The following is a 20408-nucleotide window of genomic DNA, read 5'->3' on the forward strand; positions in this document are numbered from 1 at the left end:
TTTATGGCCAATAACGAGCAAAATATACCATTGGACACGGCTACGTTTATACGTATTCGAAAATGGTATTTGTTGGCATTGGCAGCCATTGCCCTGACCGTTATTATAGCCCAAGTACTTATTCAATTACACCTAAAGGCACAATCTGGTGATTCTGAACTTATAAATATAGCAGGTAGACAACGTGCCTTTAGCCAAAAATTGACTAAAGAGACCTTACTTTTAAAAGAACTAAATAATCCAGAAGACAAAAAGATGGTGCTCTCTGAAATAGAGAAAACCCTTGCAGTTTGGAAAGTATCTCATGTAGGTCTTCATCTGGGCGATGCCTCTTTTAATCTGCCTTATGAAGATGATCCCAAAGTTCAAGCTTTATTTAAAAAACTTGACCCTCACCACTCGGCAATGGTAAGTGCAGTAGAGCATGTACTTGCAACCCATAAACAAGATATTAGCGCATCTGTACAACAAAACGACATAGATGCTTTGCTCAACAATGAACGTTCTTTTTTGAATCTTATGGATCAGATCGTAAACGAATATGATGCCCGTAGCAATGAACAGCTTCAAAAACTAAAACAAAAAGAATACTGGCTCCTTGCTTTTTCTTTATTAATTCTTCTCCTAGAGATTTTTGTAATCTTCAGACCCTTATCCATCCAAATTAAAAATACTATTGGACACCTTATTGGCAAAGACGAAGAGTCTAAAGGGCAATTAGAAAAGATTCAAAACTTATATGATGAAAAAGAGCGCTCATTAAAAGAATTGCAAGAACTAAATTTCGTAATAGATAATGCCGCGTTATTTGCCAGTATTCGTAAAGACGGTAGTATCGTATTTATAAGTAAAAAATTTCTTGACCTTTTAGGTCTTGAGACCACACCTGTAAACAAGCCTATTTCTGAAATATTGACCACAGAAGAAGGTCAGCAATCCTACTTAAAAGAGGTGTTGAAAATCAACAGAAAAAACGTTATTCGTACAGAAGAGTTACAAGTAGTGAACGCCAAAGACACCAATCTTTGGTTAGATATGTCTATTGTTCCCATGCACCAGTCTTCTTTAGAGCAAGACATTTTAATTTTATGTTCAGATATTACCGAGCGTAAAGAAAACCAGCTTAAGGTACAGCAATTGACCAAGCAGAATTTTGAGGAGCGCATGCAGCAAAAAAAGTTGCAAGCAAGCCAGATCGTAGAAGGCCAGGAAGAGGAAAGAAAGCGTATTGCCAAAGATATTCATGATGGTATAGGTCAAATGTTAACCGCTTTAAAATTTAATATTGAATCTATAGATATTGAAGACCAGGCTAAAACCGGAGAAAAAATAGCCTATCTAAAAGGGCTAACATCCGATCTTATAAAAGGGGTCAGAACAGCTACATTTAACTTAACTCCACCAGAATTAAGTGATCACGGAATTTTCCCTGCAATACATAAAATGACTACAGAACTGTCTAAGCTTACGGGTAAAACCGTTCTGTTTAAAAATAAGACCGACGCCAATATTAGGTTTGATTCACTAGCTGAAACCAATATTTATCGCGTTACTCAAGAGGCGGTCAATAATGCCATTAAATATGCCGAAGCAAATTATATTTTGGTTACCTTAAATTACTCCTATCCTATTTTAAGTGTAGTCATAGATGATGATGGCAAAGGTTTTGATGATTCTATTTTAGGAAAATTACCAAAAAATAGTAGTGAAGGCGGTATGGGGCTGTTTTTTATGAAAGAACGTATCGACTATATTAATGGTCGTTTATTTATAAACTCTGAACTTGGAAAAGGTACACGTGTTACCATCAACTATAAAACAGAAGAAAATAAAATTGCAAATGGAACGGAATGAGCTTTACCCTGTATTTTTAAAAGTATCTAACCTTCAGATTTTAATTATTGGCGGAGGCAATGTTGCCTTAGAAAAATTGACTTTTTTGTTAAAGTCAAGTCCTACCGCACAAGTTGAAATGGTTTCCCCAATGTTTAGGGAAGAAACTATTGCATTGGCCAACAAGTTCAATATAAAAATGAATGTGGCAAACTATGATGTTTCTTATTTGAAAGGGAAAAATATTGCCATAGCAACCACAGATAATGTACCGGTAAACGAACAGGTCTATCATGATTGCAGAGAGCGACAAATATTAGTAAACGTAGCCGACAACCCGCCTTTTTGTGACTTCTACATGGGTGGCATTGTTACTAAGGGCAATGTAAAGGTTGCTATTTCTACCAATGGAAAATCACCCACAACAGCCAAAAGGTTACGTCAATTTTTTGAGGATGTCATTCCAGAAAATATTGATGATCTGGTTCAAAACCTCAACGAATTCAGAAAATCTATCAAAGGTGATTTTGAGGAAAAAGTAGAGACCTTAAATGAATTTACAAAAGGACTGGTAAACAAGAAAGAAAAGTAGTTTTACTTATCTATACTTGCATGGTCCACATTATGGCTACAGCTGTAATGTGCATTGTCCGCAGCATATACAGATGAATCTGCGGCATCTTGGGCGTCTCGCATTAAGCGCTGTGCCTTTCGCATATAGAACTGTAAATTTCCTAGATTATTCGCCTTTGCCGCATTTTTTACATTTTCAAAGGCTTCGGTAGCAAAATCACGAGAATCTATGGCATATTTTTCCGCATCAATGGTATAACTCATTGCTTCTTCTAGACCACAAGTTTGAGAATCGTATTGTGCTTCTGATGCTAAAATAACAGCTTCATCGGCAGCGTTTACTGCCTGTCCCATTAACAACATGGCTATTTTTGCATTTTTTCTAGCTTTACTCATAGAGGCATCAAAAGCAGCGATTTCTGCAGAAGTGCTTAACGAATCTGACAAGGTGCTAAATTGCGACATGTATTGCTGTACATCACTAATCTCACTTTTAAAAACTTCGCACTGGGCTTGTACATATGTCGTAGAAATAAACAATACAGCTACCTTCAGGTAGGTTTTAATCGTAATCATATTCGGGGGAAATTTGATTGGTTAAGATACTAACTGCTTTATTCTCAAAATCGTATTAATATTAGGCCAACTGCATAAAATGAATAAACTTTTTTATTTAATAAATGTCTAATTTAGTTTATCCCCTTTTTATAGACCAATCAAAATTTTAAAGATGAGTTTCCTTTTTGACCTCAAAAGAACATCAAATTCATTGTTTTTGACATTTGTAGCTCTTTTTCTTTCAGTGAAAATACTCCAAGGGCAAAACATAATGCCAGATAACGCTATGTCTATAGTTATAAAGAGTGCTGAATTTTCAGTAAATGAACCAAGAAAAGCTTTAGAGATGTTGAAACCTTTAAAACAAAAATTCTTAAGGGAAGGAAGCTATGAAAATCTAGAAGATGTTGCTGTGTTCAGTACAATAATCTATGCAGAAAACCTGACACTAAGTTTTAATAAGCGCTATCCTCAAATATTTAGATCACTCAATGAATTCCAAACAAATATTAAGCCTTTGTGTTCTAATCATGACGACTACGCCATAATGTATTTCACAAATAAAATTGAAATTTTGGCTTATAAAGCTCAAGAAAAAGGCAGTAATCTACGCGACAACCCGCGTTATAGGGGTGAATTACAAAAAATTAGAGTAGAGGTGAAAAAGTTTGAATTCAAAACCAAACTAACCCAAAATACTCTTGTTGCAATTTTAGACTCATACTTATAATACTCTAAATTAATATAGATTTCGATACCTTTAAAAATTGAACTGATAGTGCTATATCATGAATAAAGAATCAATCCAGAAAATACTTGCTGAATTCAACCTCAACGGAAATTCATTAATATGGTCTCCCTTAACAAGCGGACTCATTAATGACACTTATTTGGTGACGGAAAGTGATGGGCAACAATACATACTTCAAAAAATAAATACCCAAGTGTTCAAGAATGCCGGTATCTTGATGGATAATATTCAGTTTGCATTGCCCATACTACACGCAGACAATTATGCCCAAATAACTTTTTTGACAACTACAACTGGTGCCAACTACCTTATTCAAAATAATGAATTCTGGCGGATGATGACCTTTATCCCCAACAGCACCACGTTCGACACTACCACGAATTCAAATACCGCCTTTGAAGCAGGGCGCATTATTGGTAAGTTTCATCAGTTATTGCAAGACGTAAACACTAGTCTTTTTAAAGACACCTTGCCCAAGTTTCATAATCTAGATTATAGAACCAAAGAATTTCAACTAACCTTGGAAAATGCCGATGTAGAAAAACTTAAAACTGCAGAATTGGCTATTTTAAAAGCACAGCATCTTATTAACGAGCTCAATAACTTAAATACAGATAACCTACCAATTAGAGTTTGTCATAATGATACTAAACTCAATAATATTCTCTTTTCAAAAACTTCTGAAAAAGCATTATGCCTAATCGATCTAGATACCATTATGAAAGGATATTTCTTTTATGATTTTGGTGATGCTATTAGAACTGTAGTTAATAATGCCCCTGAAGATGAACAGAACCACGACTTGATAAACTTTGATGAATCATTGTTTAAAGCATTTGTAGATGGACTAGCTTCTAACGGACCAATATTAACTTCCGCTGAAAAAGAAAGTCTTCCGCTTGGCACAGTCTTTATGCCATTTATTCACGGGCTTCGTGCATTAACCGATTATCTGAACAATAACAAGTACTACAAAGTCACTTACGAAAATCAGAATTTAGACAGGTGCTTAAGTCTTTTCAATTTTGCTGAAAAAGCGCTTGATCACAAAGATTTTATGGCAACATATATTAAAAGTAACCTAGGTTAGGAATTAGATTTTTTCTTTTGTTTTCTATGCTTATCCCACCAAACATAAATTCCAAAAATTAGTACACTTACTATAGAACCCCATAATAAACCCATTTTTAGGTCTTCTATATTTTTACCGAAGACAGCAATGAAAACTGTTAGTGGTAAAATACCTACTATGGTGGCACCCATAAAACGCCAATAGCCCATACTCAACACGCCACCTACAAAACTAATGGCATCATTGGATAAAAACGGATTTAAACGTGTAACAATTACCGCCCAAAACCCATAATCATCTAAAAAGGACGCTACTTTCTCCTCTGCTTTATTACCTATAATTCTTTTTACCATGGCATCACCAAAATAGCTTCCTATAAAATAACCTACTGTAGAAGCGGCAAATACCGAAGCAATAATAATGACGCTACCCCAAATTGGACCATATGCCAATACCGAAACAACCATTAACAAAAGACTGGGCACCACCAGTAAAAATAATTGCGCTACCATAGTCAAAACGAGTGCAAAGGGCCCAAACCACCCAAAGTCTGCCACCCATTTTTGTATGCGTTCCTCATCATCACTGGTCAACACGGACCATGCCTCATCTAAAAATTCTTTTACGCTGGGCACCAAAAAATAACATGCCACCAAAACCACCAAAAGACCAATTGAAATATATAATGGCAGATGGCTTTTAGATGTACTATTTTCCTTATCTACCATATATTAAAGCAATAATTTCAATTTGGTAATTGTACCAACTCCGTCATTTTTTCCCTCACTTGAAATGTACAAATCACCACTGGGACTAAACGTAATTCCTTCTGGCTGTGGAAAAATTTTCTTGTCCAGACTATATCCCTTTTTAGCTTTACCATTTTTATCTAAAATTAAAAGTTTAGGCTTGGAGCCTTCTAACATATACATTTCTTTTGTCTGTGGGTGTATTGCTATATCTGAAGGGCGAAAATTCTTATATACCTTTTTCTCCCTAAAGTGTTTTAAAACCTCATCATCCATATCTAACTGTATAACTGGCTCGTACGCTACTTTATAATCGTCTAAAGAAAAGGAATACACACCTTTCATATGATCAGAATCAATATCGCGATCCTTTGGTATTACCAATAACTGATTGCCTGGTAGGTCTAACCACAGGCTTTCCATATTGTTCTTTTCACTGAACTTAGTCTCGTATGCAGTTACCTTTCTGTCATTATTTAGAAAATTAGTAATTACTGTAATGGTTCCATCACTTTCAAGTACATAAGCGTTATCACCTTCAATTGCCAGACCTTCATAATCACCGGCACCACCAAATTCAATTTCCTCTACTACTTTTTTCTTCTCTAGATCATAAATAAAAATGATCCCGTCTTCATCTTGTATTGCGGCTATTTGATTTTCATCCATCCAAGAAATACCGGAAACTTCGCGCAATTCTGCCGGTAGCTCCCATCGGCCAGATATTTCATAAGCTACCTTATCTGCACTATCATACGGTAACCAATCTCTAAAGTTCATAAACAGAAAACTCATCCCTAAAACGATAACCGCTATGGTCCAAAATTTGATTTTTGCCATACTAAATGTCTTATTTGTAGTTGTCATATTTCCATTATTTAAAACAATTTAGATAAAGGTAGCCTTCAAATCTGTAAAGAAATGGGAAGAAATAGTATGACATCTATTTTTATAAAAACCTTAACGACTTGAAGGAAAAATTATCATAAAATTATGCTGTTGGGTAAAAGCATATTTTAGTTGTAGCTGGTATTTATCTGCTATTGCCTTGCTTATAGCAAGTCCTAAACCTGTTGAGCGGCTATCTGTAGAAACTTTCTTGAACCGTGTAAAAAGACTGTTGCCGTCTATGGCTTTTTCTTGACCAAAATTGTTGATGCTTATTTGATCTGTATCTATCGTAATCGTTACTTTTTTTCCTTCATTACCATGTACTATGGCATTTTTAATCAAGTTGGTTATCATGATTACCGCCAGATCAGTATTCATTGTATAGTTTACTGTAGCATTTGAAATTACATTTAAATGAATTTCTCTATGCGTAGCAAAGTCTAAAAAATCTCCCGTAACATTTTCAATAAGTCGGTTAAAATCTACCTGCTCTTCCTCTAAATACTGGCGATTATCAATTTTTGAAAGCAACAATAAAGATTTATTAAGTCGGGTTAATCGGGTAAGGTTATCTAATACACCACCCACTTCTTGAGACTGTAAACCAGATAATTCATTTTTTTCTAATAACAACTCCAATTTGTTAATAGCTATAGCAAGCGGGGTCTGTAATTCATGAGCAGCGTTCTCAATGAATTCTTTTTGTGCTACATAACTATCTCTAGATTTCTCTGTTAATCGTTCTACACTTTGGTTCAACAAATTAAACTCGTCTATAGCGGTCTGTTCAGATTTAATAGGGTCGTCTTTCTCTATCCGAAAGCCCTTTAACCTATCAATTAGGGTATAGAAAGGTTTCCATACTTTTTTCATGACCAGGTTATTAAGCACTACAATACTCAAAATCAATACCAAGTAAAGACCTACCAAGTAGGTAAATAAATTTTCTATTTGATCATCTTCTTCTACCATAGAGGTAATGAGCTTTATCTTGTAGTAATTACCGTCTTGCAAAAAAGTACTTTCAAGCATACGAATAGGTTCGTACTCATCTTCGTTCTGCATGTACATTAACGTGTCTCTATAACTATCTATAAACTTGGCATTTGTGGTAACACGGGTCTTTTTAATCGTATAATTATTGACTCCAAATTCCGCGTCCTGCAATAACCTGGGATTGTCGTTTACCGCTCTAATAATTAATTGCTTTTGGTTTTCCAAACCATCATCTAAACTATCATACACCTCATCTATCATAGCAAAGTAGAAGATTACCGCCCATACAGAAATAAGTACTATGAGCAACAATGCAAAATATTTTGTAGTATGGTTTAACAATTTCATAAATGCTACAATTTATTTGACCTGAAGTTTATAACCTACACCATAAACGGCTTCTATCTCTATACTAGCCATGGCATCTGAAAGTTTTTTACGCAAGTTTTTAATTTGAGAATAGATAAAGTCAAAGCTATCTGCTTGATCAATATGGTCTCCCCAAACATGTTCTGCCAAGGCGGTTTTGGTCACCAAACGTGTTTTGTTAGAAATCATATATAAAAGCACATCGTACTCTTTTCGGTTGAGTGCAATTTCCTTTTTATCGATATAAACATTTCTACTTTCTGGGTCAATGGTAACGTTGCCTATTTCTATGAGTTTATTACCATCAAAAGTTCTACGGCGTACAATTGCCTTTACCCGTGCATGCAATTCTGCCATATGAAAAGGTTTGGGCAAGTAGTCATCTGCCCCTAGGTTAAGACCTTTTATACGGTCATCTAAAGAGTCTTTTGCAGAAACTATTATGACTCCATCATCTTTACCCTGTTCTTTCAATTGTTTTAAAAGTGCTAGACCGTTACCATCTGGCAGTGTAATGTCTAACAGAATACAATCATATTCATACACGCCAATTTTAGTACTGGCGGTTGCAAAATCTGCAGCTGTTTCTACCATATACTGCTCGCGCTCCAATGTATGTCTCATGTTCTCCATCATTTGCGGTTCGTCTTCTATAATTAGAATCTTCATGGTATTATGGTATTGTTGTTTGCTACAACAATATAAAAGAATTCTAGAAAGATATGGGAATAATGGTGCTGTACTAATTACCTGTTAAAATTAATGTGGAAAAAGTAATTCCCAATTTCTTCTAGTTTTGGACCTTTTCTTTGAAGAGAATTTAAAAATTAACTGATAATGAAAAATAGAAATTTAATAACAGTGGCATTTACAGTGCTTGGTGCATTTACAATTTTTGCACAGGATATTAACCCTAATTCTGTACCCGTAAATTTAAGACAGAGTTTTAAGCAGCATTACCCACAGGCAAGTGATGTGGAATGGGAATTGGACGGACAATCTTACAAGGTTGAATTTGACAATAATAGACTGGAACATGAAATTTGGTATGCTACAGATGGAAAAGCAACTAGAGCGGAACACGAAATTACCTCAGCAGATTTACCACAAGCTATTACATCTGTAATTGCCCGTAACTATGCCGGATATAAGGTAGATTCTATTGAAAAAACTACTGTTAACGGGTCTACTACTTATGATGTAGAACTTGAAAAAGGTTGGAATGACGAAAAAGATGTGGTTTTCAACGAAAGTGGAAAAGTACTTAGCGAGATGATTGATTAATGTTTCTTTGATTGGGAGATGTGGGAAAGGCCGGAATTCATTTTTCGGCTTTTTTTATGCTAATTAGCTACCAACCCATCTAGCAACTTACGCACCTTTGTACTGTTCCAATCTGCGGCGCCGGTTTCTTTGATGATGATTTTCCCCGCAGCATCTATTACATAATTGGTAGGGGTGCTATTTTCTTGCAACACTTCCGGAGCTTGGATTTGTGGAAAATAGATAGGTAGTTCATAACCTTTCTTTTCAATAAACCGCTGAACTTTTTCTGGCTCTTCTTGTGTCAGCAAGATAAAATTGACTTTTTCTCCATAGTCCTTATACAACTCTTGTATTCCTGGTAATTCTGCAATACAAGGCGGACACCAAGTTGCCCAATAACTGATAAAAGTAACCTTGCCTTTACCTACAGAGATACTCTTGGTATTGCCTTGTAAATTGGTTACTGCATATTGAAACGGAGTTACTTGATCTTGATCTTCTTCATTTTCTACACTGGGTGACCAAACAGCTACTTTCAGCTTATTGACGGCTACCTGAATTGGGGTTCTTGTCTGTGGAATTATCAACAACAAAATGAACACCACAAATAGAATATCACTGATTTTAAATTTTCGCTTTTTCATGTAATGTGTGAGTCGAAGTATTTGGTGATTGTTTATGGAAATTTTAATTTCACAAACAAAACAACACTATTTTACCGCTTTAATGTATCATACAGCCTATAAAAAGTAATATTGTTCAACTTATAGTGTGATTATGAATTCTTTCGCTCCTGTAAATATCCATTCAAAATCACTCCAAATAAAGCAAGCCAAATTAAGCGATACATCCAAATATCCATTTCATAACCGAAGAATCGTCCTGTATCTCCCATACCCCAAAAGCTGTATGCGATGGTTATTAAAGCTAATATCATTCCAATAACTGACAGTGTTTTTCTCATAATATTTAATGTTATTTTTCTAATTACTTGGCTATAATTTTGTTCCTATTCTCTAGAGTCCAATTCCTTTTTAAACGCATTCATGTTCTTTACATTCAAAGGAATAATAGCTGATAACGCTAGCGGAACTGCCAATAACGGAGTAAGTCCATCTTGTATAGAAACGTAAATAAAGAAAAGTAAAACTCCGGTTAAAACAATTGCCAAAAGCCATACCATAGTTTTTGCTGCCGTATGCTTTTTAAGTAGTTCTTTGTTACTTAATTTAGAGAGTGCTTCTTTGTTCATTTTCAAATAATTAAAATAAGACTATCAAGTTAATCTTTATTTGGACTACAACTTTTCTGTGTGTTCTTGTTCTTCCATTGGATCCAATATTCCTGTAACCCTTCAGTGGTTGTTTTTAGCTTACTGATATCTAAAGACTCTCCAGGCATTAAAAGAGAACTTAATTCCTTCTTTCTTCTGGGTAATGATGGTGTATGATTCCACCCACCAACATGATCAAAAGACGTATAGGCATCACATTTTGTATCCACCGAAACAAACGGAATTTTCAGCTCATACCTCACCATACCAGAACCCATACCCTTGGTAGTCATAAATATATTCTTAAAATCTACTTTTACGTATGTATCTTTAGAATAGAGTTCCTTTAATTTATCCCCTACTTTGGCAGACATGGTGTTAGAGAACTGATGAGCTACATCTGAACCATCTATAAATTCTTTGCCATAATAACTGCCAAAACAACCATCATCATTGCATTCAATATCAACTGTAGTTTGTACCTGAGTTTTTACTACTACTTTTTGAGAATAAGCAGCTTGAGACATCCAAACAGAAATAAGAAATACTACTATGTACTTTAATAATCTCATTCCTCTTGCTTTATCTATTTAAATCTGCCAAAGAGTGTTACTCTGTCTCTTCTCCTTTAGACTTGTTGTATTTGGTAAATTCTACCTTTTTATCTTCCAAGATTTTATAGAATCTGCGGTGACTTATTTTAAGGTCTTTGGTTATTTGTGCCACCTTTTTCTTTTTCTTCTTATAAAGTTTGATCTCTGCCGTTACCGCTTTATTGAAATAATATTTGTGTAGTGCCGCTACTACCTCTAGTTCGGTTTTGTTGCTAGTACTAGTCAACAGTTCAATTTCAGATTTTATTTGTTGTAAGCCTTTCATATATCAGGGTTATTTTTCTGGCACTGGGTCAGAGAACCTAGTTTTTAAATGCTCATACTTATCTAAATCTTCTAGAGAATGATTGCCGTAGTCATTGACCACATCAAACTTTACGTTATTGTTTGCTAAAAACGTAGCTACTCTTTCTAGCTCTTCGGGGGAACCTTTAATTTCAATTTTTGCCATTATTTACAAATGCATTTTATATAGTGCTTGCCTAATTTAATACTATTCTTTGAATTCTGTACTGTAAAATACCTTACCAAGGAATATACCTTTTAAAGTTAACTGATTTTTTGGGTTTCTTGTGATAGTCCCATCTATTCTATACAATTTCTTAAAATGCGAAGTTTAGTTTATCCTCGAATGGGGTAATGAAAGGGTTAAAAAGAAGAGTGTTTTCTTATTGATTGAAAAATCAAAAACTAAAACTCATACTTTTTCTCTACCGCATATCGCAAGAGCTCGCCCGCACCACTTAGACCTAGTTTTCTGATCATATTCTTACGGTGAGTATCTACGGTGCTTTTTCCAATAAAGAGATCATCGGCAATTTGATGACTGGTATGGCCATTGCCAATTAATTGTAAAATTTCTCGTTCGCGGGCAGAGAGAACACTTTTAGTGCTATTCTTTTCTCCATCGGGAATATGAATTTTTTTATCGTAGTATGTTTTGTTATCGTAGACGGTACGTATAGCTTCCAAAACCACATCTAAGCTGCTATTTTTTAAAATATAACCATGGGCACCGGCGGCTAGCATTTGCTGTACGGCATCATCTTGATCAAACATGGTAAAAGCAACTATTTTAGTATTTGGAAATTCTTTTAAAATACATTTGGTGGCTTCAATACCGTCCAATTTTGGCATTCGAATATCACATAATACCACTTTGGGCTGTTTTAACCGTACCAACCTCAATAGTTCTTCGCCATTATTTGCTTGACCGATTATTTCAATATCGTTCTCATACTTTAGATAGGAAATAATACCATCTATTAAAGCTTGGTGGTCTTCGGCTATGGCTATGCTTATCATACTGGAATATCTATTATAATTGAGGTTCCTTTACCCAGTACACTATCTATGGTAAAGTTACCCTCTAAATGTTCTATTCGTTTTTCAATATTGGTGAGCCCCATTCCGGTTTTGCTTTTATCTAATTTAGTACGATCAAAGCCCTTGCCATTATCCTCTATGATAATATTCAGGTTATCATCATACTGCGAAATCTGAATATTTAGTTTTGTGGCCTCTGCATGTTTAATGGTATTTGCCACCAATTCTTGTATGGTTCTAAAAAGACTGAGTTCTAGGGAGTTTTCCATACGCTCGCCCATACCAAAATCTTCTACACTTACTTCTAGAGCGTTGGTTTCTGATATAACCTGTGCCATTTTCTTAACTGCCGGCAGCAAGCCTTGGCTACTCATTACTCCAGAGTTTTTACTATGTGCTATTCCCCTAACTTTTTGGTAGGCTTCTTCCAATAAAGATTGAGCTTGTTTTAAAGCTGGATCTTTATCTTTTCCCTTTACATTGCTGAAGTGTAATTTTATGGTCGCCATAAGGCTTCCCAAGTCATCGTGTAATTCATTAGCTACACGCTGCCGTTCTTTCTCCTGACCTTCAATCATGGCATCAATACTCACCAATTCTTGTTCTTTGAGTAAATTATCTACACGCTCTTGTTTCAGTAGTGTTTCTTGCTCTGCCAGTTTACGTTTTTTGGTCGTATTCTTTTGAAACAGAATGGCAATACCAGCGCCAAATATTAGGGCTATTGTGGCAGCGATAAGCCAATTTCTAGTTATTTGTGCTTTTTGCTTTTCTTCAAGTATTTGTTTTTCTTTTTCTGCAGTTTGGTATTTAACATTTAATGCTGAAATTTCTTTTGCATTACGTTCATAATCAATAAACGTTTTTAAACTATCGGCTTTTCTAAATTTATTATAACCTAGTTTGTAATTCCCTAACATAGCATAAGCACTTGAATAATAATAATTTAAATAGTAATTGCTTCTAACAGAATCCGTTTGATTTTTATAAATTGAGGCACTATCAATGTATTGAATTGCCAACCTAGGTTTAATCAACTTCTTTTTAATCTCAGCCAGTCTAATAAATGAACGAAACTTTATATACCTTAAAAATTTTTCATGATTTATAAGCTCTATGGCTTTCAAATAATTTTCCTCGGCCTTGACATATTGCTTCTTTGTTTCTAAGTAAACGGCTTTTGAAGAAAGATAATTAGGCCAAAATTTATGCGATATCGAAAAATTACTCATTAGTCTATCGAATTTTTCAAAAAAAATATTATCAACTTTGATATCCAAAAAAATATCTCTTAAGCTAAAATGTAAAAGGTTCATTTTATAATGATACTCATCTGCATTGTCATTTTTTATATTATTTAAACGTTCCAGATAAAGCAGCATTTCTTCATTAGTTTGTAATAGTTCAAAACTATATACCTCTAATATTGAAATCAAAGCGAATTTCTCTAGTTCTAAAAAATTATTTTCTTTAGCAAACACATATACTTCATTAAAAAATTTATACGATTGAGAATCATAGGGTTTAATAAATAGGTTGTTATAGCCAACTGCCAATTTATTTAGACAAAGTGCAAGAGGGTTTTTAAGATTATTATTTATGTTTAATTTAAAGCGGTATTCTTCTACCTCAGACAATACATCAACTAATAAAACAGCTTCTTTTTGAAGTTCATAATCAAAGTTTTCAGCTATTATATTTGAATCATGATAATTAAAATTCTTTAACTGAATTAGAAAGTTAGATAACTCAGACTGCCTAGAATTCATATCCGATTGAGCAGTTATGCTAATACTCAATAGAAATATACTGAAGCCTAGCTTTTTCATTTATAAAACTTTTATTCTTCTCCTTGGACATTTTGAACCTCCAACTCCCAAACTGGGATTAATAAATTCTTCTAAAATTTCTTTAGGCAAATCATCTGACCAAACCAGAGGAATTGGAGTTCTCTTAGGAAAAGGTAGATTTCCATTATCATCCGCAATACCTTCTCGGTAATAGAATTCGTTATCAAACAATCCATTTGACAGAGCGCTTCCGTTAGAATGCATCTTTTTTACTCTTCTATCTACTAAAATCTCAGCTTTATTTCGTGGTATTTTAAGATCATTACAATCTAAATCGCATGTAGTAGAACCATTTAATGCTTGTACTTCAATTTTTAATATAAACTTAGAAGAGTCACTTGTCGCATTAATTTCAACATCAGTAATACCTAAATCACATACGCCTTTATAGTTTATAATAGTCAATTTCATTTTACTAAGAATGTAGCTGTCGTTTTTACTTGAACCGTCACAGGTAAAAATGGCAAATATCCCAAAAAAAGTATCATATAATTGACTTGAATAAATTTCTTGCCATTCTGAATTATCTTTTAAATCAATATAGCCTGCAAATGTTTCCATAATATGTATTTTTTGGTTTGGTTAAATATGAAATTAAAAACAAGGGGATATAATCCCTATAATTGGGTATTTTATTAACGTATAGGGGAAGTCTTGTCTTAAATATACACCAACAAAAAAAGCCCAATAATAAAGAGCAACACTAATAGATTCTGGGGGAACTTTAGTATACCAATATTAAGGGCAGCATCAATTTAACATTTTATTGGGAAAAACAAAAATCAGTTTTTGAAAACTAATAACATCTTTTTGTACTGAAATAACTTAAAAACCAAGAAAGCAGCCTTTTAGGGCTGCTTTCTATATCAAAAAAAATTTTCAATTTACTTAGTCACCTACATAAGTGAATGTAGTTAAATATGTTTCACTATCGCCACCATCTGCTGATGCCGAAGATACGGTTGCTGCTGTTGGGTAATCACCATCATAGGTGTATGACATATTAATGGTGTATTCTATTTCACCTTCCTCATTCTTATACACTACTTGAGACGGATTGTTATTTGGGAACAATGCTTTTGCTCTTATAATTTCCTCTGCTTGTGGTGCATCTGCAAAATTCAATTTAATTTGATCCAAAACAGCTATCATACCCGCTGCTTCTGCCGTTTTGTAAAAAGGATTTGGCTTGTTGTCATAAGAGATTTCTGCTGTGTAATACACTACTTCTTCTTCACCGGTCATATAATCATAATCGTACTCAATAAATTTGATTACAGATGGGTTACCATTGTCATCATACTCCTCTATTTGCCCAGTCTCAAAAGCATCATACGGAGATTCATATAATTCTTCTACATTTCCGTTATCTACATTACCGCTTACATTGGTTAAATCATCACCGTCATAAACAAAATTGGTGGATTCTGTTCCGTCGAAAATAGAAGTTAATTGAAGCTCATTGTTGTACGAAAATAAAATACTGTTACTATCGTCTGAATTTTCTGCAGATGATACATCAATAGAACTAATAAGCCTGGTTTCTACATTTCCGTTTACTTCTTCAAACTCTTCTGATGTTGATTTTTCACAGCTAAAATTGAGCACTGCAATAGAAGAAAGCAATAATAATTGATTAAATGTTTTCATTGGTTGTTTTGGTTTTAATTCATTTGTTAAGTCTTTATTTAACCAACAGATTTTAAAATTATTGCACCTGTTATATTACGGTTTTCCGTAATATTCACCTCAAGTCAATAGCCACGGTATTTGTAGGATTATTTTTATTTTAAGTTTTCTGAAAAAGAAAAATGCCCATCAAAATTTGATGGGCATTTTATTATAAAATTTTGCACGACTTGCTCTAAACTAATTTCGATTGTGCCTATATATGATCCGTTTTCTCATCTATAGACTATTCTGACGCTCCTTCAAAAATGGAGTTGAAAATAAGTTTGTACGTTCCTCTTGGTTGTGCTCTAAACTGGGGTCTAAAAGCGAACAATACTACAGAACCTTTACCGTATGTTGCTTTTACCATCGCTGGCTTTTTAGCAATATATTTCTTCTCGCCCATTGCCCAACCACTCATCAATAAATCTTTCTCTGCATAGGTGGCAATAACCTCAACTTCGGCAGCTGGTGCATCTTTGATCTCCTCAGTACCGCCTTCGCCTTTTTTACTTTGCTTATCAATTATAAATGCACGACTCTTATTAAAAGAAACCGCAACCGTGTCTTGCATACCAAATGCTAATGGGTGTGTAGTGTCTATACCTGTTTTTATCAGTGAACCTGGTATAAAGAACTCTTTGCTATCTGCTCCCTCAGTTGCATCTTTCAACGGTAAACCAAATTGTTCTATTACATAGTTACTAGCTTCATCAAAAGCCAATAATGTACCACCATTCTTTACATAGTTACTTAATGCAACCGTACCTTCTAAGCCAATACCGCCTGTAAATTTCTCTGGCATTTTTAAAGGTGTATGACCATGTAAAATTGATTTTGCACGTTGCGATGGTATAATCAATACATCATACTGAGAAAGGTCTTTTGTTTGAATGTCTGAATCGTGAAGTGTATCGGTCTCAAATGAATATTCATCCATGATAAAACGTGTCCAACCTTCGTCCATATTAGCAACCCAAGATTTGTACAAGCCAACTTTAGGCGCATGTACTTTGGTCATTTCAACTTTTGGTTCTGCGGATAATCCTGTTACCTCCATACCATATTCTGCTGATAAATTTTCAATTGAAGCACTACCGCCAGAAACGATATACGAACCTGCCGGATATGTTGTTTTACCTGACTTGAACGATGCTTTTGTCTTGTATGCCGTACCGCCTGCTTTTAATATTTTGTTGGTTACCGCAACAGATGCATTACTGTTGGCACTTAACAAATACCCGTAAGAAGCATTCCCTTTTACATCACCTTCATAATAATCCGCTTCAACTAATACCTTTTCTGTAGCCACCTCAAAAGGTTCTGCTATTTTATCTACCGTTATTCCCATTTGCATTGGCAATGTCCATCCTGCTAAATCATAAGGAGTATCTGGAGGTCCACCTGGGTATTGAAAACGCGTTGGGTAATTTTGTTTCTCCAATAAATCCATCAAATAAGGTCTAAAAGCTTGTGCCGTATAAATAACATATGCCCCTTTCTCATATTTCTTTCCGTTGACCTCAAAACTTTTAGTCGTTTTCTCTATTTCAATTCCGCCCTTCAACAAAACGTTTACCAAGTTTACAGACTCGAAAGCATCCCATTGATCTTTACCGATTACATATGCAAACGGACCTTCTTCTTTCGACTTCTCGATTGCCGAAGCTCCCATTTTGTAAATATTATATAGGTAGTTGCTCTTACGATCGGCAGCCAAATCTAATGTTGCCCAAGTAGCGGTCAACATATAATCTACTGCATCTCGAAAGTGAGATTCGCCACCTTTCCATGGATCAGGGTACATAATATCTGTTCCATCGGTTGGGGTACCACCGGCAACGGTTTTAGGTAGTTTTTTTGGATCGTAAAACCTTGGTGTCGGACTTGTGTGACCAACTTCAGTTAAAATACCGATCATGTTATGGTAGTAAGGCACGGTACGCCCGCCACCGTTCCAGAACATGGTATAAAAATTATCTGCAATGGCACCTGGCATGTTCTCAAGTGAAAATCTTTTGGTCATTGCCGAACCTACCTCACTTACACCTGCAGTAATTGCTGGGTGAATTTTTGGGTTTACAGGATCTGCATATGGTGGTAACGATATTTTTGTCCAAGATGGAGAAGATTGATGGTGGTTATACACAATCTGTGGATACCACTCATTGTACAATATCTTAGTAACATTATACGTCTCTGGCATGGTATTCATGAACCAATCCCTGTTATTATCATGACCCATGTAGTAGTGATATAAAATCGGTGGGCGAGATGTCTCATAGGCAGTACCTAAGTTCTTCTTGTACCAGTCTACAACAATATCCAACCCATCAGGATTCATTACAGGCATCAATATCGTAATAACATTATCCCTAATTTTCTTAATTTCCGTAGTTTCAGAAGTAGCCAAAGTATATGCAAATTCAGAAGTCATTTGCCCATGCGCCAATTCAGTTGAGTGCATTCCTCCATCAATCCATACGATAGCTTTACCTTCTTCAGACAATTTCATGGCTTCTTCATTAGAAACTTGTACTCTGGCAAGTTTGGTGCTAATGTCTTTCCACTTGTCTAAATCTTTAAGGTTCTCTTCACTAGAAATAAATAGAATGTACATTTTTCTACCAAGTACAGTAGTCCCTATTTCTACTTTTTTTACACGCTCTGAAGATGCATCTAATTGAGAAAGGTAGTCTTCAATTTGGCTATAGTCTGCCAGTTTGTAGTCGGTACCTACCTTAAAACCATAAACATCTTCTGGTGAAGGTACGGTTTGCGCCATCGTCACAGATATGCACGAAATGGCTAGTACAAAGGTCAGCAACGCCGCCTTGTACCAAGAGTTTTTTGTAGTCATTTTTAGAATTAGTTTGTTTGAGCTAGTAAATTAAGAAATAGAACAGAGCTAGGTACATCTAACCAAGAAAGATTGTGTTAAAAGAAATGTTAATTTCTGATTGCGTGATCTGATGGGTGTATTGTTGAGGAAATGATTTTCTGATTGTTGAAATGTGGGTAATTATTGGCTTAAATATCTCTTAACCAAGTTCAGTATTATATAGTAGGCAAATATTCAATGGCATGACTAAAAATAAAAAAACTCCATTAAATCATATGATTTAATAGAGTTTTAAATGTGGTCCCACCTTACTTAAATGAAGACCACCTGTCCCTATAGCTATGGGGAGAGTCAGGAATTCTTTGTTTCATTGAATATTTTATCTCGTAATTCGGCATATTTAGCCAAGTTCCGAATATAACTACTGCTTTTCATAGATTTTATTTTTCGTTCTAGGCGAATAGCATGTGCATAATCATCGCAATCGAACTTTAAGAACAAAACCCAATCATTTATAATTGAAGTGAAGCTTTTTGTTCCAAAAGTACCCAAATTATGGTTTTCAATACGTTTTTGTAAATCTTCATGACATGCACCGATATAGAATTTATTGAGTGATGTGCTGTATAAGATGTAAGTAAATGAGGACATGCCTAAAAATAAAAAAACTCCATTAAATCATATGATTTAATGGAGTTTTATATGTGGTCCCACCTGGACTCGAACCAGGGACCACCTGATTATGAGTCAGGTGCTCTAACCAGCTGAGCTATAGGACCGGTTATAATTTTGAAATACGTATTCTGATTAAAATCAGTAAGACCGGTGCTCATACCAGTTGCATTACAAAACCCGCAAATTGCGGATGCAATATTACTACTTATTTTTAACTGACACAAACAAAATAATGCTTACTCTCTAATTTCTTGACACAACTCTACCAACACTCCGTTCGCAGTCTTTGGATGAACAAAGGCTACTAGCTTGTTATCAGCTCCTTTCTTGGGTTTTTCATTCAATAATGTGAAGCCTTCTTTTTTTAAACGTTCCATTTCCGCAACGATATCTTCTACCTCAAAAGCTATGTGATGTATGCCCTCACCTTTTTTCTCTAAAAATTTGGCTATAGGTCCGTTTGGTTCTGTGGCAGCCAAAAGCTCTATCTTATTAGGTCCGTTTTGAAAGAAAGAAGTCATTACGCCCTCAGAAGCTACTTCTTCTTGTTTATAGGGAGCGACACCCAATAATTTCTTAAAAAGCGCATTAGAATCTTCCATGTTCTTCACAGCTATACCTAAATGTTCTATCTTTTTCATTCCTTATTTACTTCAGTGTGCCTTATATAGGGGTTAAGATACAATTTCTATGTATTTTTGCAGTATGGAAACGCAAAGACAACGTAAAATAGCTGGGGTCATTCAGAAAGACATTGTAGACATTCTACAAAAGGCCGCCATTGATGGCGGACTTCGTAATACGCTTATCTCTGTTTCCAAGGTTTCAGTAACTACAGATCTATCTATCGCCAAGATATACTTAAGCATTTTCCCTAATGAGAAATCGGGCGAATTGATGGAGGGTATAAAATCTAACCAACCGCTTATTAAACATGAGCTTTCTCAACGTACCCGCAACCAATTGCGTAGAGTGCCCGAGTTGTTATTTTACCTAGATGATTCTTTAGATTACATAGAGAATATAGAAAAGTCGTTAAAACGCGAAGAGAACCCAATAGAAAACAGAGATTTGTTACCTAAACGTAAAAAGAGCTGAT

Annotated in this window: 24 protein-coding genes and 1 tRNA gene; 6 read left to right on the forward strand and 19 right to left on the reverse strand. The window is 35.0% G+C overall.

Annotated features, from left to right (window positions below; translation table 11 throughout):
* Window positions 1–3: 3 nt before the first annotated feature.
* Window positions 4–1854 carry an ATP-binding protein gene (locus tag P177_RS00500; RefSeq protein ID WP_036150720.1) on the forward strand — a complete coding sequence of 617 codons (1851 nt, stop codon included), beginning with the start codon at window positions 4–6 and terminating at the stop codon, window positions 1852–1854.
* Window positions 1841–2425 (forward strand): precorrin-2 dehydrogenase/sirohydrochlorin ferrochelatase family protein, encoded by a 585-nt coding sequence (locus P177_RS00505; protein ID WP_036150721.1) that lies wholly within the window; start codon window positions 1841–1843, stop codon window positions 2423–2425. Before P177_RS00500 ends, P177_RS00505 begins: the two co-directional genes overlap by 14 nt.
* A 2-nt stretch (window positions 2426–2427) precedes the next feature.
* Here P177_RS00505 and P177_RS00510 read toward each other — a convergent pair whose 3' ends face one another.
* Window positions 2428–2982: a hypothetical protein gene (locus P177_RS00510; protein WP_036150723.1), complete on the reverse strand. Its 555-nt coding sequence runs from the start codon at window positions 2980–2982 to the stop codon at window positions 2428–2430.
* A gap of 199 nt (window positions 2983–3181) precedes the next feature.
* Here P177_RS00510 and P177_RS00515 point away from each other — a divergent pair, with 199 nt between their 5' ends.
* Both P177_RS00515 and P177_RS00520 read left to right on the forward strand, forming a co-directional pair.
* Window positions 3182–3694: a hypothetical protein gene (locus P177_RS00515; RefSeq protein ID WP_157486400.1), complete on the forward strand. Its 513-nt coding sequence runs from the start codon at window positions 3182–3184 to the stop codon at window positions 3692–3694.
* 58 nt (window positions 3695–3752) lie between these two features.
* Complete coding sequence (locus tag P177_RS00520; RefSeq protein ID WP_036150728.1) at window positions 3753–4805, forward strand: phosphotransferase enzyme family protein; 1053 nt, start codon at window positions 3753–3755, stop codon at window positions 4803–4805.
* Here P177_RS00520 and P177_RS00525 read toward each other — a convergent pair.
* The 4 genes from P177_RS00525 to P177_RS00540 form a co-directional block, all read right to left on the reverse strand.
* Entirely contained in the window at window positions 4802–5515 is a 714-nt protein-coding gene (locus P177_RS00525; RefSeq protein ID WP_036150730.1) for a TVP38/TMEM64 family protein, read from the reverse strand. The genes P177_RS00520 and P177_RS00525 overlap by 4 nt on opposite strands.
* Window positions 5516–5518: 3 nt before the next feature.
* Complete coding sequence (locus P177_RS00530) at window positions 5519–6403, reverse strand: SdiA-regulated domain-containing protein (protein WP_051941659.1); 885 nt, start codon at window positions 6401–6403, stop codon at window positions 5519–5521.
* Window positions 6404–6496: 93 nt separating this feature from the next.
* Window positions 6497–7771 carry a PorY family sensor histidine kinase gene (gene porY / locus P177_RS00535; protein ID WP_036150732.1) on the reverse strand — a complete coding sequence of 425 codons (1275 nt, stop codon included), beginning with the start codon at window positions 7769–7771 and terminating at the stop codon, window positions 6497–6499.
* Window positions 7772–7783: 12 nt separating this feature from the next.
* Window positions 7784–8461 (reverse strand): response regulator transcription factor, encoded by a 678-nt coding sequence (locus P177_RS00540; RefSeq protein WP_036150733.1) that lies wholly within the window; start codon window positions 8459–8461, stop codon window positions 7784–7786.
* A 168-nt stretch (window positions 8462–8629) separates the two neighbouring features.
* Between P177_RS00540 and P177_RS00545 the strand changes: the two genes are divergently transcribed.
* A complete protein-coding gene (locus tag P177_RS00545; RefSeq protein WP_036150734.1) occupies window positions 8630–9076 on the forward strand; it encodes a PepSY-like domain-containing protein in 447 nt (148 codons plus the stop codon).
* Window positions 9077–9135: 59 nt separating this feature from the next.
* Here P177_RS00545 and P177_RS00550 read toward each other — a convergent pair whose 3' ends face one another.
* From P177_RS00550 to mce, 14 genes are all read right to left on the reverse strand, one after another.
* On the reverse strand, window positions 9136–9702 hold the full coding sequence (locus P177_RS00550; RefSeq protein WP_036150735.1) for a TlpA family protein disulfide reductase: 567 nt from the start codon (window positions 9700–9702) through the stop codon (window positions 9136–9138).
* A gap of 131 nt (window positions 9703–9833) precedes the next feature.
* Window positions 9834–10022: a hypothetical protein gene (locus P177_RS00555; protein WP_036150740.1), complete on the reverse strand. Its 189-nt coding sequence runs from the start codon at window positions 10020–10022 to the stop codon at window positions 9834–9836.
* Between the two features lie 45 nt (window positions 10023–10067).
* Window positions 10068–10310 carry a hypothetical protein gene (locus P177_RS00560; RefSeq protein WP_036150741.1) on the reverse strand — a complete coding sequence of 81 codons (243 nt, stop codon included), beginning with the start codon at window positions 10308–10310 and terminating at the stop codon, window positions 10068–10070.
* A 29-nt stretch (window positions 10311–10339) separates the two neighbouring features.
* Window positions 10340–10903, reverse strand: coding sequence for a hypothetical protein (locus P177_RS00565; protein ID WP_036150743.1), 564 nt, complete (start codon window positions 10901–10903; stop codon window positions 10340–10342).
* Between the two features lie 37 nt (window positions 10904–10940).
* Window positions 10941–11210 (reverse strand): hypothetical protein, encoded by a 270-nt coding sequence (locus tag P177_RS00570; RefSeq protein ID WP_036150745.1) that lies wholly within the window; start codon window positions 11208–11210, stop codon window positions 10941–10943.
* A 9-nt stretch (window positions 11211–11219) separates the two neighbouring features.
* Window positions 11220–11396, reverse strand: a complete 177-nt coding sequence (locus tag P177_RS19985) for a hypothetical protein (protein WP_157486402.1) — start codon at window positions 11394–11396, stop codon at window positions 11220–11222.
* Window positions 11397–11635: 239 nt separating this feature from the next.
* Window positions 11636–12250 carry a response regulator gene (locus tag P177_RS00575; RefSeq protein WP_036150749.1) on the reverse strand — a complete coding sequence of 205 codons (615 nt, stop codon included), beginning with the start codon at window positions 12248–12250 and terminating at the stop codon, window positions 11636–11638.
* On the reverse strand, window positions 12247–14100 hold the full coding sequence (locus P177_RS00580) for a sensor histidine kinase (protein ID WP_036150751.1): 1854 nt from the start codon (window positions 14098–14100) through the stop codon (window positions 12247–12249). The genes P177_RS00575 and P177_RS00580 overlap by 4 nt, the downstream gene beginning before the upstream one ends.
* Complete coding sequence (locus tag P177_RS00585; RefSeq protein ID WP_036150758.1) at window positions 14101–14682, reverse strand: hypothetical protein; 582 nt, start codon at window positions 14680–14682, stop codon at window positions 14101–14103.
* 327 nt (window positions 14683–15009) lie between these two features.
* Window positions 15010–15771, reverse strand: coding sequence for a hypothetical protein (locus tag P177_RS00590; RefSeq protein ID WP_036150761.1), 762 nt, complete (start codon window positions 15769–15771; stop codon window positions 15010–15012).
* 265 nt (window positions 15772–16036) lie between these two features.
* Window positions 16037–18652 carry a M14 family metallopeptidase gene (locus P177_RS00595; protein WP_036150764.1) on the reverse strand — a complete coding sequence of 872 codons (2616 nt, stop codon included), beginning with the start codon at window positions 18650–18652 and terminating at the stop codon, window positions 16037–16039.
* 333 nt (window positions 18653–18985) lie between these two features.
* Window positions 18986–19285: a GIY-YIG nuclease family protein gene (locus tag P177_RS00600; protein ID WP_036150767.1), complete on the reverse strand. Its 300-nt coding sequence runs from the start codon at window positions 19283–19285 to the stop codon at window positions 18986–18988.
* A 54-nt stretch (window positions 19286–19339) separates the two neighbouring features.
* Window positions 19340–19413, reverse strand: a tRNA-Ile gene (locus tag P177_RS00605).
* Window positions 19414–19545: 132 nt separating this feature from the next.
* Complete coding sequence (mce, locus tag P177_RS00610) at window positions 19546–19950, reverse strand: methylmalonyl-CoA epimerase (protein ID WP_036150770.1); 405 nt, start codon at window positions 19948–19950, stop codon at window positions 19546–19548.
* A gap of 64 nt (window positions 19951–20014) precedes the next feature.
* On the opposite strand from mce, the gene rbfA reads away from it, so the two are divergent.
* Window positions 20015–20407: a 30S ribosome-binding factor RbfA gene (rbfA, locus tag P177_RS00615; RefSeq protein WP_036150772.1), complete on the forward strand. Its 393-nt coding sequence runs from the start codon at window positions 20015–20017 to the stop codon at window positions 20405–20407.
* The last annotated feature ends 1 nt before the right edge of the window (window position 20408 follow it).

Source organism: Maribacter forsetii DSM 18668, assembly GCF_000744105.1.
GTDB classification, from domain to species: Bacteria; Bacteroidota; Bacteroidia; order Flavobacteriales; family Flavobacteriaceae; genus Maribacter; species Maribacter forsetii.